Origin of the sequence: Pseudomonas sp. IT-P74, from assembly GCF_949768175.1 — a bacterium.
In the GTDB taxonomy this organism is placed as follows: Bacteria; Pseudomonadota; Gammaproteobacteria; order Pseudomonadales; family Pseudomonadaceae; genus Aquipseudomonas.
Genome location: NZ_CATKQD010000033.1, coordinates 436,307 through 451,474 on the forward strand (window position 1 = coordinate 436,307; position 15,168 = coordinate 451,474).

Annotated in this window: 10 protein-coding genes; 4 read left to right on the plus strand and 6 right to left on the minus strand. The window is 58.7% G+C overall.

Annotated elements, in window-relative coordinates; all coding sequences use genetic code 11:
* Positions 1–11 precede the first annotated feature (11 nt).
* Entirely contained in the window at positions 12–5,042 is a 5,031-nt protein-coding gene (locus ACM6J5_RS18395) for a dermonecrotic toxin domain-containing protein (RefSeq protein ID WP_414929092.1), read from the plus strand.
* A 17-nt stretch (positions 5,043–5,059) separates the two neighbouring features.
* On the opposite strand, the gene argR is transcribed toward ACM6J5_RS18395, so the two are convergent.
* From argR to acs, 6 genes are all read right to left on the minus strand, one after another.
* Entirely contained in the window at positions 5,060–6,040 is a 981-nt protein-coding gene (gene argR / locus ACM6J5_RS18400; RefSeq protein ID WP_095944562.1) for a transcriptional regulator ArgR, read from the minus strand.
* Positions 6,041–6,288: 248 nt separating this feature from the next.
* Entirely contained in the window at positions 6,289–7,053 is a 765-nt protein-coding gene (locus tag ACM6J5_RS18405; protein WP_414929093.1) for an ABC transporter ATP-binding protein, read from the minus strand.
* A 37-nt stretch (positions 7,054–7,090) separates the two neighbouring features.
* Positions 7,091–7,789 carry an ABC transporter permease gene (locus tag ACM6J5_RS18410; protein ID WP_095944561.1) on the minus strand — a complete coding sequence of 233 codons (699 nt, stop codon included), beginning with the start codon at positions 7,787–7,789 and terminating at the stop codon, positions 7,091–7,093.
* On the minus strand, positions 7,786–8,475 hold the full coding sequence (locus ACM6J5_RS18415; RefSeq protein ID WP_015096506.1) for an ABC transporter permease: 690 nt from the start codon (positions 8,473–8,475) through the stop codon (positions 7,786–7,788). Before ACM6J5_RS18415 ends, ACM6J5_RS18410 begins: the two co-directional genes overlap by 4 nt.
* 91 nt (positions 8,476–8,566) lie before the next feature.
* Positions 8,567–9,343: an ABC transporter substrate-binding protein gene (locus ACM6J5_RS18420; protein WP_095944560.1), complete on the minus strand. Its 777-nt coding sequence runs from the start codon at positions 9,341–9,343 to the stop codon at positions 8,567–8,569.
* Between the two features lie 700 nt (positions 9,344–10,043).
* Positions 10,044–11,999: an acetate--CoA ligase gene (acs, locus tag ACM6J5_RS18425; RefSeq protein WP_095944559.1), complete on the minus strand. Its 1,956-nt coding sequence runs from the start codon at positions 11,997–11,999 to the stop codon at positions 10,044–10,046.
* 584 nt (positions 12,000–12,583) lie between these two features.
* Between acs and ACM6J5_RS18430 the strand changes: the two genes are divergently transcribed.
* The 3 genes from ACM6J5_RS18430 (at position 12,584) to ACM6J5_RS18440 (ending at position 15,087) form a co-directional block, all read left to right on the plus strand.
* Positions 12,584–12,847 carry a DUF2790 domain-containing protein gene (locus tag ACM6J5_RS18430; RefSeq protein WP_414929094.1) on the plus strand — a complete coding sequence of 88 codons (264 nt, stop codon included), beginning with the start codon at positions 12,584–12,586 and terminating at the stop codon, positions 12,845–12,847.
* Between the two features lie 189 nt (positions 12,848–13,036).
* On the plus strand, positions 13,037–13,312 hold the full coding sequence (locus ACM6J5_RS18435) for a hypothetical protein (RefSeq protein WP_095944558.1): 276 nt from the start codon (positions 13,037–13,039) through the stop codon (positions 13,310–13,312).
* A 527-nt stretch (positions 13,313–13,839) separates the two neighbouring features.
* Entirely contained in the window at positions 13,840–15,087 is a 1,248-nt protein-coding gene (locus tag ACM6J5_RS18440) for a ribonucleotide-diphosphate reductase subunit beta (RefSeq protein ID WP_007992761.1), read from the plus strand.
* Positions 15,088–15,168: the final 81 nt, after the last annotated feature.

Here is a 15,168-nt window from a genome sequence, read left to right on the forward strand (position 1 = left end):
CCACTGCCCCCATGACTACCGAATCTACTGCCACTGTTGCCTCCGACGCTTTCAGCCCCGACGCTCACTTCCAGCACCTGCAGAATGTCATCCCCTCCTGGCTCCGCCAGGCGGCCCCCCACAGACGCAAGGCGCTACGCAACATCACCCCCGCTCTGCCCGCCGGACTAAAGACTGCGTCGAAACATCACCACACGGAACTCACCAGGCTGATCGCCCGACAGGTCGCCAGCCAGAACCAGGTCGACAAGGCGCTGGCCAACCTGCAAAACCCCGCGGATTTCGCCGAACCGCTGCTCCAGGCCGAAATCAAGCGCCGCTTCGGCCTGGATCTGAATGTGCGCGAAACGTTTTTGCGCCTCTACCTACCTGATCACCTGCCGTGGTTACGACTGAAGTCGGGCGCTGCGCGCATCTGGACGGTATCGCTGCTGGACGCCGCACTGCACAATTTCGAAACTGCCGAGACCCGCGTCGATGCCTTCGAGCCTGCCTCGACGTACATCACAGCACCGTCTTCCGACGGGCAATTCCTGACCTTGCCGCAGATCCTGAAAAAAATGCCTGTGACGGTATTTACCGGTATGTGCCGGGAGCTGGACATTGGCCAGCGCTATAAAACCTATCTGGAAGACAATCTGGGCATCAGCAACCCGGTGGTCGCGGCGGTCCTGCAAGGAAAAATCCGCGACAGCCAGAAATCCGCCATCACCGCTGCATTGCACCTGGCACAGATGCAAAAAAACCTGGGCAACGACACCCACAGCCTGATTCTCGGTCTGCTCGACAACCTGCCGCATCTGCGCCTGCACAGGCAGCCATGGCGCTGTCATGACCTGACGATCCTCAACGCGCGCCTGACCGGCATCCTGCTGTTTGCCCCGGACCTGGAGCGCGCCCGGGAAGTGGTTCGCGTGGTGGCTTATATACCGGGCGACCCCGAACAGCCGATCAAGGAATACCCATCGTCCGCAGCCTTCGCCGAGGAACTGGGCCAGCGCCTTCGCGCCCCCGCCTATCAACAGTTTTTCAGCCGCTTCATTAACCATGAGGATCGCGGCCACTTTTTCGCTCAGTTGAACAACCTGCTTGCCCCGATCACCTGGCAACCGGTCCAGCCAGGCGATTCTCGTCCGACCTGGCGGGAACAACCCAACCCCCGTGCGGATCTGCAGATCGTGGCAACGCCTGTCACAGCAGAACTGTGGACTCACCTCTACCAAAGCAAGCTCGACAAGATCCTCAACGATGCGCGGGTGATCGCGGTGTCCACTGCAACGGTCGACCAGAAAGCCCGCTGGGCGCTGTGGGATTCCTTCACGGAAATCGCCTCGGCGCTGCTGAACATCGCCGCGTTCGTCGCGCTGCCATTCGTGCCGTTTCTCGGCGAACTGATGCTGGGCTACATGGCCTACCAGTTGCTCGACGAAACCTTCGAAAGCGTGGTCGACTGGGCCGAAGGGCAGAGTCGCGAGGCCTTCGGGCACCTGATGGGTGTGGTGGAGTCCGTGGTGCAACTGGGAACCTTTGCCGCAGGTGGCGCGATCGCGGCCGGGGAATTTCGCTCGGTATTGCCTCGGGAGATCGTTGAATTCATCGACCGCTTCAATTCGGTAAAACGGCCTGATGGCGACACCCGCTACTGGCAGCCCGACCTGACCACCTATGAACACCCCGCGGTGTTACCCAAGGATGCAAAACCGGATGAGCTGGGGCTGCACCCGCATCAAGGCCAAACCCTGCTGCCCCTGGAAACCAAACACTACGCCGTGAGCAAGGATCCGCTAACCGGCAAATACCGCATCGACCACCCCACCCGCCCTGACGCCTACAAACCACAACTGCGACACAACGGCAGCGGTGCCTGGCAAACCGAACTCGACCAGCCGTTGAGCTGGAACCAGGCCACCGTATTGCACCGTGTCGGCCCGGACATGCAGCGATTTCCAGCCAGCACCCGCGAGCGCATCCTCGACATCAGCGGCAGCCACGAAGATGTCCTGCGCAAGATGCATGTGAATGCCGAACAGGTGCCGCCGCTATTGGCCGACACACTCGTACGCTTCGGGATCGATCAGGACATACAAGCCTTTATCGATCAGATCGGCAGCGACCAGCCGGAACATTTCCTCAAGGCAGATCCCGTGACACAGCTGGAACTGCTTAATGAAAACGGCTACTGGCCAGCAGACAAAGGCCTGCGACTGATCGACGACAATGCGCAAACCCTTTGGCAAAGCCCGGCGCGCGATGTGCCCGTGGTGCAAATCGATACCGCCCGCCTCACCGATGGTGACCTGTTGAAAACAGTTCTCCTGACCCTGTCGGACAGCGAAGCCAGAACGTTGATGGGTGAAGAATTCGGCCATCCCTCCCCGGGCCTGGAAAACCGGACGCAGCGGTTGCGCCAGATACTCTCGCAACTTGCCGAAAAGAAACGGCAACGCCTGTTCGACCAGCGTTATCGCAGACTCGAAGGTGGCGCTCGCGCAGCTGTACAAGTGGTCATGGATGCCGAGCCCGGACTGCCACGCAGCGTTGCACAAGCGATTGTGGACACAGCAAGCGACCTGGAACTGCAGCAGTTGAAAAACGCAACCGTCCCCCCTCGATTAGCCGAGCTGAGCCGGGAGGCCCGCTTGCAAGTGCGCGTGACACGCGCCTACGAGGGGCTGGATTTGCCATCGACCGAGAACAACCTCGACACCGACCGGCTGGCCTTGCACACCCTGGAAAAACTGCCAGGCTGGACGGGACAGCTACGGTTGGAAATCCGCCAGTACTCCCATGAGGGTCTCCTCATTGACAGCCTTGGCAGCGTCGAAGCGCCCGACCGCAAAGTACTGGTGCTCAATGAAGAAGGCTCGTATCAGCCGTTCGATCATGATGGCGAAGAACTCAGCGGCATGGGCTCGCTTTACACCTGCCTGCTACAGGCCATGCCGGACAGCGAACGTACCGCCCTGAATCTTCATATCGGTGAAGGTGAACGGCTCAAACAGTTGATTCGCCAGCACGCCTTGAGCCGTGATGCATTGCGCGCGCTGCTGATTCAACACCCCAATCTCAAACCCACCTACGACCCAAAGGTGATGCGCTTGCTCGGTGGCAGTGACGGGTATCGTCGAATCCCAGGCAACACACCCACCTTGCAAACCCGGGCGCAGACTCTGTTTCCCCATCTATCCGCCGAAGAACTCGACGCCTTCGTCGAACGCTTGCAGCAACACCCCAACGGGCTGCGAGCAGAGCTGAGTCGGCTCATGACTCAACACGCGCAACTCCTGGAGACACTTTCGTCCTGGCGCAATCAAATTCCACTGTTCATTCCAGACACGCAAATCGGAATCACGCCCGAGCAATTCGCTGCGCAACAGCAGGTCCGCCGTCAATTCACTACCCGTCTGGCCGAGTGTTGGCGCCAGCAATGGACCCTCCCCGAGACCGCTTTTGAATCGGTCGACTTCAACTTTTCCCAACCGATCATCGGCCAATTGCCGACACTGGACGCCGAATTCAGCGGCGTCACCATGCTGACCCTGGATGGCAGTAGTGCCACGCGAGGCGTGCAGGAGTTTCTGCGCAGTTTTACAGGTTTACGCATCCTGAAACTGCGCGATTTCAACCTTGGCCGCTTGCCCGACACCGTTTCCTCGTTGCAACTCGAAGAACTCGTTCTGAGCAATTGCGCGATTACCCTCAGCCCCGAAAGCCAGACCGCACTTGCCGGCCTGCATCAGTTGACTTTTCTGAACTTGTTCAAAAACCCCTTGGGCCTGACACCCGATATCGGCAGCATGCCCGATCTGAATTACATCGATTTATCGCAGACAGGCATCACTGAACTTCCGCGCGACTTATTGACTCGTCCGCGCCTGCGCACCGCCCTGCTCCATGACAACCAGATCAAGGAGGTACCCGACACCCTGTTCACATTGCAGCGCAGCACCCAGGGAGATATCAACCTGGGCAACAATCCACTTTCAAGCGCAACCCGTGAACGCCACAAACAGCACTTCCAGCAGACCCGTCAGGATTTCGGTATCTACGCCGAAGAAGGAGACATCCACCGCGTGCAAGCGCTGTACCCCATGCTGGACCGTGAGGTTGCCAGCAAATTCGTGTTCCTGTTACCCGGCACACTGGACGAGGGGCGAATCACATTGACCCGCCTGGAAGCCGAACTCACCACCCTTGAAAACGACCTGTCAGCCTGGACCGGCAATATTCCAGCCGTCCACCCTCACAGCAATCAACCGTTCACTGCCCAGCAACTGCTGATCGAACATTCGACGCGGGACGCATTCAGAGAGTCCGTACTGCGCTGCTGGCGCCGGGAAACCGATCCGGATGATTTCAACGATACGCTGCAAGCGACTACTTATGACCTGAGTCTGGAGACGCGGATTACCGGTAGCCTGCCGATACTTAGCGCAGATTTCAGCCATGTTTCCATGGTTTACCTGAGCAGCGAGAGCGGCCTGACCACAGGTGTCACGGGGTTCCTGGAGAGCTTCCCCAAACTCAAGACCCTCGTTATCAACGACTTCAGGCTGGGCGATATCCCGGAGGCGATTTTCCGGATGAGCGATTTGAAGTCGCTCAATCTCCTGGACTGCAACGTCACCCTGACCCCGCAGTCGGCCCTGAACCTGGCGGAGATGGCCCGCCTGGAATTCATCGACTTGAGAAACAATCCGCTGGGACTGGCTCCGGATATCAGCCAGATGACAGACCTGGCGACCCTGCAACTGGACAACTGCGGGCTCACCGAACTACCCGCCGGACTGTTGCAACTCAAGAGCCTGGAATCCGTGGACCTGAGCGACAACGCGATCAGCCAGATACCCGCCGACCTCCTCGAACTGCCGCTGGAGCTCGCCGAAAGCATCAGCCTGCGGGGTAATCCGTTCTCTGAAGAAAGCCTGCAAATCCTGCTCGAGTATTTCAGGCTGACCAGCGTCGACTTCGGAGTTCAGGAAGTGATCGAACGGGCAGAATTGGAGATGTCGACTTCCGAGGCGTCCGAACCGGAAGATTGATCGGGATCAGGCGCGGATCAACCGCGCTCCGACGGCACCGATGACAATTCGAACGGGCTGCTGCTGCGCCGCTGGTTGCGATCTTCCCGCGGCGTGGCACCGAAGAAATTGCGATAGGCGCTGGAAAAGTGCGGCCCCGAGGAGAAGCCACAGGACAAGCCGATCTGGATGATCGACTTGCTGGTTTGCATCAACATCTGCCGAGCCTTGTTCAGGCGCAGTTCCAGGTAATACTGGCTTGGCACACGGTTGAGGTATTGCTTGAAGATGCGCTCCAGTTGCCGACGGGACACGCAAACGTGCTGGGCAATTTCGTCGGTGGTCAGGGGCTCTTCGATGTTGGCTTCCATCAGCAACACGGCTTGTGTGAGCTTCGGATGGCTGGAACCGAGGCGGTTCTGCAACGGAATACGCTGGCGTTCGCCGCCCTCGCGGATGCGCTCGACCACCAGTTCTTCGGATACCGCACCGGCCAGTTCCGCCCCATGGTCGCGGGCCAGTACGGCCAGCAACAGGTCGAGCACCGACAGGCCGCCGCACGCGGTCAGGCGATCGCGATCCCAATCGAACAGATGACTGGTGGCGATGACCTTCGGAAAGCGCTCGGCGAAATCGTCCTGCCAGCGCCAGTGCACGGCAGCGCGATAACCGTCGAGCAAACCGAGTTGCGCCAACGGATAAACACCGGCCGACAGACCGCCGATCACGCAACCGGAACGCACCAGTTGCTTGAGCGCACTGCTGAGCGCCGGCGCCAATGCGGTCGGCGGCTCGTCCGCGAGCAGGAACAGTTTCTGGAAGTTTTCGAGCTTGCCGGTCCACGCTTCACCCGGCAATTGCCAGGCGCTTTCGGCCGGCGGCTCGGCCTGCAGGAACGACAACTCGTAAACCACGTCCGGATGCACACGCTGGGCAACACGCAAGGCCTCCTCAGCCAGCGCAAGCGTCAGTGCTTTAGTGCTGGGCCAAATCAGGAAACCAATTCGATGGGCAGTCATGGTGGGCAATCCGAAGCGGAGAACAGTGATGAAGGCATGGGCCAATGCTAGCCCGTAAATGAACGCAAATCTCAAAACCAACAGAGATCTAAATGTGGGAGCGAGCCTGCTCGCGAAAGCGGTGGATCAGTCGACATCTGTGTTGAATGTCACACCGCATTCGCGAGCAGGCTCGCTCCCACAAGGGATCGGGGCCGGCCTCTAAATTGCGAAGCATGCACTATCCCGGTGCACAACGGCAGTCCTGATTACTTCAAGCTACCGGACAGGAATTGCTGCAAACGCTCCGATTGCGGGTTCACCAGCACTTCGCGCGGGTTGCCGCTTTCTTCGACCACACCTTTGTGCAGGAACACCAACTGGTTCGACACCTCGCGGGCGAAGCCCATTTCGTGCGTCACCACGACCATGGTCCGGCCTTCCTGGGCCAGGGCCTGCATGACTTTCAACACATCGCCGACCAACTCCGGGTCGAGTGCGGAAGTGGGCTCGTCGAACAGCATCACCTCAGGTTCCATCGCCAGCGCACGGGCAATCGCCACACGCTGCTGCTCGCCACCGGACATGTGTCCCGGATACGCGTCTTTGCGATGAGCCACGCCCACCTTGTTCAGGTAGTGTTCGGCTTTCTCGCGCGCTTCAACCTTGGACATGCCCAGCACATGCACCGGCGCTTCCATGATGTTTTCCAGCGCAGTCATGTGCGACCACAGATTGAAATGCTGGAACACCATCGACAGGCGTGAACGCATGCGCTGCAGCTGTTTCGGGTCGGCCGCCTTCAGCGCGCCGTCCTTGTTCGCCACCAGCTTCAACTCTTCGTTGTTGAGCAGGATCTTGCCCGCGTGCGGCTGCTCCAGCAGGTTGATACAGCGCAGGAAAGTGCTTTTGCCGGAGCCACTGGAACCGATGATGCTGATCACATCGCCGGCTGCCGCTTTCAGGGACACGCCCTTGAGCACTTCGTGACTGCCATAGCGTTTATGCAGGTCTTGGACTTCAAGTTTGTACATGCTGTCGGTTCTCACAAAAACAGTCAGTCAGTGGTATTCAGTGCTTGCGCGGGGCCAGGTAGCCCAGCCAGCGGCGCTCGGCCATCTTGAACAGTTTCACCAGGATAAAGGTCAGGCACAGGTAGAACACGCCGGCGGTGATGTACGCCTCGAACGGCAGGTAGAACTGGGCGTTGACCGTGCGCGCGGCACCGGTGATGTCGATCAGGGTCACGATGGACGCCAGACTGGTGGTCTGCAGCATCATGATCACTTCGTTGCTGTACTGCGGCAGCGCCCGGCGCAAGGCCGACGGCAGCAGGATGCGCTTGTACATCTTGACCCGCGACATGCCCATGGCCTTGGCCGCTTCGATCTCACCGTTCGGCGTGGCGCGCAGGCTGCCGGCGATGATTTCGGCGGTGTAGGCGCTGGTGTTGATCGCGAACGCCAGGCACGCACAGAACGTTGCGCTGGACAGCCACGGCCAGAGGAAGCTTTCACGTACCGCTTCGAACTGCGCCAGACCGTAGTAGATCAGGAACAACTGCACCAGCATCGGCGTGCCGCGGATCACGTAGGTGTAGAGCCAGGCCGACATGTTGACGACCGAGTTCTTCGAGACGCGCATCAAGCCCAGCGGCAAGGCGCACAGCAAGCCGAAGAACAGCGACAGCGCGAGCAGTTTGAGGGTGGTCACCAGGCCGCCGAGGTACAGCGGCAAGGCCTCCCAAATGACGTTGTAGTCGAAGATCATAGATCAGCCGCCCTTACGCCTACCGAGTAGCGCTTCTCAAGGTGACGCAATGCCAGCAACGACACACTGGTGATCACCAGGTACATCGCCGCCACTGCGAGGAAGAAGGTGAAAGGCTCGCGGGTGGCATCGGCCGCCTGCTTGGCCTTGAACATCATGTCTTGCAGACCCACCACCGAAATCAGCGCGGTAGCCTTGGTCAATACCAGCCAGTTGTTGGTGAAACCCGGAATCGCCAGACGAATCATCTGTGGCACCAACACCCGGAAGAACACCTGGAAACTGCTCATGCCGTAAGCCATGCCGGCTTCAGCCTGGCCCTTGGGGATCGCCATGAAGGCGCCACGGAAGGTTTCCGACAGGTACGCACCGAAGATGAAGCCCAGGGTGCCGATACCGGCGGCCAACGGGTTCAGGTCGATGTACTCGTCAAAGCCGAGCAGCGGTGCGACGCGGTTGAGCAGGTCCTGGCCGCCGTAGAAAATCAGCAGGATCAGCACCAGGTCGGGAATACCGCGGATCACCGTGGAATACAGGTCGCCCAGCCAGGCCAGCCAGCGCACCGGCGACAGACGCAGTGCCACGCCGATCAGACCCAGAACGATGGCCATGGCCATGGACGACAAGGCGAGCTGAAGCGTCAGCCAAGCGCCATCGAGGATGACAGCCCCGTAGCCTTTCAACATGATTCAGGTCCTCGAAAGTTGGGATGAAAAAATGGCGCAAACCTCAGAGATCCTGTTGCTTGCGCCATTTCGGACTTGTCGCTGGGACGTATTACTTGCCGTAGATATCGAAGGCGAAGTACTTGTCCTGGATTTGCTGGTACTTGCCGTTCGCACGAATAGCGGCGATAGCGTTGTTGAGCTTGTCCAGATCTTCCTTGTCGCCTTTGCGCACCGCGATGCCTACGCCGTCGCCGAAGTATTTGACGTCGGTGAACGCAGGGCCGACGAAGGCGAAACCTTTACCGGCGTCGGTTTTCAGGAAACCGTCATCCAGAAGCGTAGCGTCTGCCACGGTGCCGTCGAGGCGGCCGGCGGCCACGTCGAGGTAAATTTCGTTCTGCGAACCGTAAGGCTTGATCTCGGCACCCAGCGGGGCCAGGACTTCGCGGGCGAAACGCTCGTGGATCGAACCACGCTGCACGCCGATGTTCTTGCCCTTGAGCTCGGTCAGGCCTTCGCTGACTTGAGTGCCGGCCTTCATGACCAGGCGAGCCGGGGTGTTGTAGTACTTGTTGGTGAAGTCCACGGACTTCTTGCGATCTTCGGTGATCGACATGGACGACAGGATCGCGTCGATCTTGCGCACTTTCAGTGCCGGGATCAGGCCGTCGAACTCTTGCTCGACCCACACGCACTTGACCTTCATCTCTTCACACAATGCATTGCCGATGTCGTAGTCGAAACCAACGATGCTGCCGTCCGGAGCCTTGGACGCGAACGGAGGGTAAGCCGCCTCGATACCGATTTTCAGAGGTTTTTCATCGGCGAAGGTTGGCATGGACAGCACGGACAGTGCCAGGGCGCCAAGCAGCACGAGTTTCTTCATCTTGGGACTCCATCGGTAAAGGGCAAAAACGGCAGAGTGAGCGACAGCCCAATATGCGAGTGAGTGGAACCGGAAAGCAGTGCTGCGTCCTGGGAAGCGGGTGTTGAAATTCAACACGACCAACGACGAGCGAGTGATCGGCATTCTAACGACAGGCCCGAGGCCGATATTTCTTCAATGCGACAACTAATTACAGATGCACTGAGAAAGTCGTTTTAGCGCGTTGACAGCCCTGCAAAATCATGCAAGAGCAAAAGACATTGAACCGATCTATATTGCAAATTGCGGGCCTATTATTGGCAAACCCTTCTAATCCGGCAAGCGCAGTGTAGTGGCTTATTTTTTTGAGGCGCATTTCAGGCCCGGATTTACCCCCCGGCGTTTCCCAATGCCCCGTATTGGCGCGATGCGGTTACACATTCAGTAACCTGAAAGAATGTAGGTAACAGTAGGAATTGTCCTGCGGCTGAAGCCGATATTTATTGGCCCGCGTTTAATTGCTGTCTGACAGACCGCCATCGCTAGCAGGCTAGCTCCCACAATGGTTTTGTGTCGTGCCCATAACTTTCATCTCCCCCAATTCCCCTGTGGGAGCTAGCCTGCTAGCGATGAGGCCAGCCCAACCACCCCCCCCCCAGGCACAAAAAAGCCCCGCCAGGCTCAACACCTGACGGGGCTTTCAGTGACTCAGAGCTGCCGCTTACGCGACATTCATCGTCTTGTGCGTATCAATCAAATGCTGCACCACACTCGGATCAGCCAGGGTGGAGATATCACCCAACCCATCATATTCAGCCGTCGCAATCTTGCGCAGAATCCGGCGCATGATCTTGCCCGAGCGAGTCTTCGGCAGCCCCGGCGCCCACTGGATGACATCCGGCGAAGCAATCGGGCCGATCTCCTTGCGCACCCAGTTTTTCAGTTCCAGGCGCAACTGCTCGTTCGGCTCTTCGCCGTTTTTAAGGGTGACATAGACATAGATGCCCTGCCCCTTGATGTCGTGCGGCACACCGACCACAGCCGCTTCGGCGACTTTCGGGTGAGCGACCATCGCGCTTTCAATCTCGGCGGTGCCCATGCGGTGGCCGGACACGTTGAGCACGTCGTCTACGCGACCGGTGATCCAGTAGTAACCGTCCGCGTCACGACGCGCACCGTCACCGGTGAAGTACATGCCACGGAAGGTCTTGAAGTAGGTGTCGACGAAGCGGTCATGGTCGCCAAACAGCGTGCGCGCCTGGCCTGGCCACGAATCGAGAATCACCAGGTTGCCCTCGGCCTCGCCTTCGACGATGTTGCCCAGGTTGTCCACCAGTGCCGGCACCACGCCGAAGAACGGACGCGCCGCAGAGCCTGGCTTGAGCGCGTGAGCACCCGGTAGTGGGCTCATCATGTTGCCGCCGGTTTCGGTCTGCCACCAGGTGTCGACGATCGGGCAACGGGACTTGCCGACATTCTTGTAGTACCAGTCCCAGGCTTCCGGGTTGATCGGCTCGCCCACCGAACCCAACAGGCGCAGGCTGCTGCCATCCGCGCCTTCAACAGCGGCGGTGCCCGAGGCCATCATGGCGCGGATCGCGGTCGGTGCGGTGTAGAGGATGTTGACCTTGTGCTTGTCGACGATCTTCGCCACCCGGGTGATGTCCGGGTAGTTCGGCACGCCTTCGAACAGCAGCGTGGTCGCGCCGTTGGCCAGCGGGCCGTAGACGATATAGCTGTGGCCGGTGACCCAACCGACGTCGGCGGTGCACCAGTAGATCTCGCCCGGGCGGTAGTCGAACACACGCTCGTGGGTCATTGCGGCGTACAACAGATAGCCGCCGGTGGTGTGCTGCACGCCCTTCGGCTTGCCGGTGGAGCCGGAGGTGTAAAGGATGAACAGCGCTTCTTCAGCACCCATTTCTTTCGGCGCGCACACGGTGCCCGCCACTTTCATCAGGTCCTCGAACCAGATGTCGCGATGCTGGTTCCACTTGATGTCGCCACCGGTGCGCTGGCACACGATGACTTTCTGGATGCTGCTGGTTTCCGGGTTGGTCAGGGCGTCGTCGACGTTGGCCTTGAGCGGGATCTTCTTGCCGGCACGAATGCCTTCGTCGGCGGTGATCACCACTTTGGATTTGCAGTCGATGATGCGACCGGCCAGGGCTTCCGGTGAGAACCCGCCGAACACCACCGAGTGAATCGCGCCGATCCGGGTACAGGCCAGCATGGCGACCACGGCTTCGGGGATCATCGGCATATAGATAGTCACCACGTCGCCGCGGTGCACGTCCTGACCACGCAGGGCGTTGGCGAACTTGCACACTTGCTCGTGCAGTTCGCGGTAAGTGATGTGGCGGCTTTCGGCAGGGTCATCACCCTCCCAGATAATCGCGACCTGATCGCCGCGCTCGGCCAGATGACGGTCGAGGCAGTTGTAGGAAACGTTCAGGGTGCCGTCGGCGAACCATTTGATGTCGACGTGGTGATCGTCGAAGGAAGTCTGCTTCACCGTGGTAAAAGGCTTGATCCAGTCGAGGCGCTTGGCTTGCTCGCGCCAGAAGCCGTCGGGGTTGACGACCGACTGCTGGTACATCGCCTTGTAGGTCGCCTCGTCGGTCAGCGTGTTAGCCAGAACCTCGGGACGAACGGGATACAGGGAAGCCGCACTCATCTTTCTTACCTCGGTGGAATAGTTGTTTTTGTATGACCACGTTTTAGCCGGGCCGGGGCTATAGAACCATTCGACGATGGTAGTAACAAGCCCCTACAAATTGTCGTGAAAACCCCCTACTAAACATCGCACGACACCTGTAGAGCGAGCCTGCTCGCGATGGTCGCCAACGATAACGCGCCCAACCTGACACCCCGCAGTGCTCTCCGGCTCATCGCGAGCAAGCTCGCTTCCACAACCACCGCGGCACCTGTAGGAGCGAGCTCGCTCGCGATGGTCGTCAACGATAACGCGCCCAATCTGACACCCCGCGGCGCTCTCTGGCTCATCGCGAGCAAGCTCGCGCCTGCAAAAGAAGCGGCTATTCAGGGATTGTTACAGGATCTGTCAAAAGTGTTTATCAAATCCACGGCTATATGGACGAGGCGCGCCCACCTAAAATCAGCCACGCCGACAAGGCAACCTGATTAACCCAGTTGCAGCCCCCACGAAGGCAGTTAATCAATCACCCTGGTACTGAAGCTCCACACGCAATCCCAAAAAGATTGCGTGCCCCCTTTCGACCTCTAAAAGGTAAATTTCAAATGAAAGCTTTATTGGTTCTGGCCCTCAGCAGTCTGTGCGCAACCGCCATGGCAAACGAGGTCCCGACTGATGTCGCGCGGCAACAACCAGCAATAGAGGAATACACCTACTCCACCCACCTGGACATCGCCAAAGTGATCTCCATGAGCGAAGCCCCGAACGTGTGTGAAGTTGTGCCGATGAAAATGGAATACGAAGACTCCAACGGTCAACGGCATATCCTGCGTTACAGCGCGATGGGCAACGGCTGCTCCAACGGCTGATCCCCTGCTTCACCCCTCCCCTGAAAGGTTCGACCCACCTGCCGCGCTCAGGTAGATGAAACGCCGAACCTTAATGATCGATTAAATCGATTGTTTTAAGCATTTATTTGCACTTTTTAATCGAATTCATTGGCGTAGTATTCATTTCAACCCAAGACAAACAACGCTTACAAAACTGGAGCAACAACCATGAAAACCCAACTGATCCTCGCCCTGACCCTCTCCGTACTGGCTGCCAACACCTTCGCCGCCGATGGTTACGACCGCACCGGCTCGGCTGCTTACACCACTGAAGCCGCTGTCGCTTCCGACGGCTCTGACCACACTGGCGCCGCCCGTCTCGCCGCCGATGGTGCCGATCACATTGGCGCAGGCAAACTGGCCTCCGATGGCGCTGACCACACCGGTGCCGCCCGCCTTGCCGCCGACGGTGCAGACCACGTCGGTGCCGCTCGCCTGAGCTGATCCACCAGCGTGACTTCACAGCCCGACTTCGGTCGGGCTTAGTTGTGTCTGGAGCCTGAGAAAACCCCACCGAAACACAAGATGTAGTGAAAAAAGCCTTTTCTGGTCATTTCTTGAACAAAAATAATCCGGGGCAAAAAATCAGGAAAAAAAATCTTCCCCCGCCAACGCCCTTCAAAGCCCTGTAAACCCTCACTCCGACCGAAAAACGGCCCCCGTCGACCGATCCGTGAGCCATTTCGCCGCACCACAGCACGCAAAACTTCCCTATAATGCAGCCTTAAACGGGCCTGCAATATTCCCTTACAGGGACGAAAAGCCAGTCTGAAGCCCCGCACAAGCGATCAACGCTTGCTGCGCCCATCAGTGGCTCTCGGAACCCCGTACAAAATTCTGTTTGATGCCTGCGTATAGCTGCCGCAAAAAACGATTCCTTTAGATCCAACGCGGCCAGTAAGGCCGTGTGAAAAACCGACCTATCCAATTTCACACGGGCACACTGGCCCTCACGCAGGAGACGACACGTCATGCTGAGCTGGGACGAATTCGACAAAGAAGACACGGAAGTAGCAGTCAAGAGCGCCAACGCTGGCCACGCCACCGAAGCCAACATGGACCGTCTCGACAGCGCCGGCGGTGCCGCCGCCCTGGAAGCCCGTGCCGTGACCGCTTCTGACTCCGCCGCCGTTGCCCGCGCCAAAGCCGCCCTGGATTCCCTCGACGTCGCCGAAGGCCTCGCCGAACTCGAAGGCGCCTCCGCCCGTGTCGCCGTTGACGAAAAGCGCATGATCAACTGCCGCGCCGACCTCAACCAACTCGTACCCTTCAAGTACGACTGGGCCTGGCAGAAGTACCTGGACGGCTGCGCAAACCACTGGATGCCGCAAGAAGTCAACATGACCGCCGACATCGCCCTCTGGAAAAACCCGGAAGGCCTGACCGACGACGAGCGCCGCATTGTGATGCGCAACCTCGGCTTCTTCTCCACCGCCGACTCCCTGGTTGCCAACAACCTGGTCCTGGCCGTGTACCGCCTGATCACCAACCCGGAATGCCGCCAGTACATCCTGCGCCAGGCCTTCGAAGAGGCGATCCACACCCACGCCTACCAGTACTGCATCGAATCGCTGGCCATGGATGAAGGCGAAATCTTCAACATGTACCACGAGATCCCATCGGTCGCGAAAAAAGCCACCTGGGGCCTGAAATACACCCGTTCGATCTCCGATCCGAAGTTCGAAACCGGCACCGTCGAAACCGACAAAGAACTGCTGCGCAACCTGATCGCCTACTACTGCGTTCTGGAAGGCATCTTCTTCTACTGCGGCTTCACCCAGATCCTCTCCATGGGCCGCCGCAACAAAATGACCGGCGTCGCCGAGCAGTTCCAATACATCCTGCGCGACGAATCCATGCACCTGAACTTCGGCATCGACGTGATCAACCAGATCAAAATCGAAAACCCGCATTTGTGGGATGCCGAGATGAAGGAAGAAGCTTCGCAGATGATTCTGCAGGGTACTCAGCTGGAGATCGAATACGCGCGTGACACCATGCCTCGTGGGGTGTTGGGCATGAATGCGGCGATGATGGAGGACTACCTCAAGTTCATTGCTAACCGTCGTCTGTCGCAGATTGGGTTGAAGGAAGAGTATCCAGGGACGACTAACCCGTTCCCTTGGATGAGCGAGATCATGGACTTGAAGAAAGAGAAGAATTTCTTTGAGACTCGGGTTATTGAGTATCAGACGGGTGGGGCTTTGAGCTGGGATTGATTTCCAAGCTAGCCGCGATTTGACGACTTGAATCGACGAATCGAAAACCAAAAAGCCCCGATCTGATCGGGGCTTTTTTAT

What these genes read in the sequence shown, in the direction of transcription:
- acs (WP_095944559.1), bottom strand. Translation starts at nt 11,999, where the DNA reads ATGAGTGCGGCTTCCCTGTATCCCGTTCGTCCCGAGGTTCTGGCTAAC.
- ACM6J5_RS18435 (WP_095944558.1), top strand. Translation starts at nt 13,037, where the DNA reads ATGAAAACCCAACTGATCCTCGCCCTGACCCTCTCCGTACTGGCTGCC.
- ACM6J5_RS18405 (WP_414929093.1), bottom strand. Translation starts at nt 7,053, where the DNA reads ATGTACAAACTTGAAGTCCAAGACCTGCATAAACGCTATGGCAGTCAC.
- ACM6J5_RS18440 (WP_007992761.1), top strand. Translation starts at nt 13,840, where the DNA reads ATGCTGAGCTGGGACGAATTCGACAAAGAAGACACGGAAGTAGCAGTC.
- argR (WP_095944562.1), bottom strand. Translation starts at nt 6,040, where the DNA reads ATGACTGCCCATCGAATTGGTTTCCTGATTTGGCCCAGCACTAAAGCA.
- ACM6J5_RS18420 (WP_095944560.1), bottom strand. Translation starts at nt 9,343, where the DNA reads ATGAAGAAACTCGTGCTGCTTGGCGCCCTGGCACTGTCCGTGCTGTCC.
- ACM6J5_RS18410 (WP_095944561.1), bottom strand. Translation starts at nt 7,789, where the DNA reads ATGATCTTCGACTACAACGTCATTTGGGAGGCCTTGCCGCTGTACCTC.
- ACM6J5_RS18430 (WP_414929094.1), top strand. Translation starts at nt 12,584, where the DNA reads ATGAAAGCTTTATTGGTTCTGGCCCTCAGCAGTCTGTGCGCAACCGCC.
- ACM6J5_RS18395 (WP_414929092.1), top strand. Translation starts at nt 12, where the DNA reads ATGACTACCGAATCTACTGCCACTGTTGCCTCCGACGCTTTCAGCCCC.
- ACM6J5_RS18415 (WP_015096506.1), bottom strand. Translation starts at nt 8,475, where the DNA reads ATGTTGAAAGGCTACGGGGCTGTCATCCTCGATGGCGCTTGGCTGACG.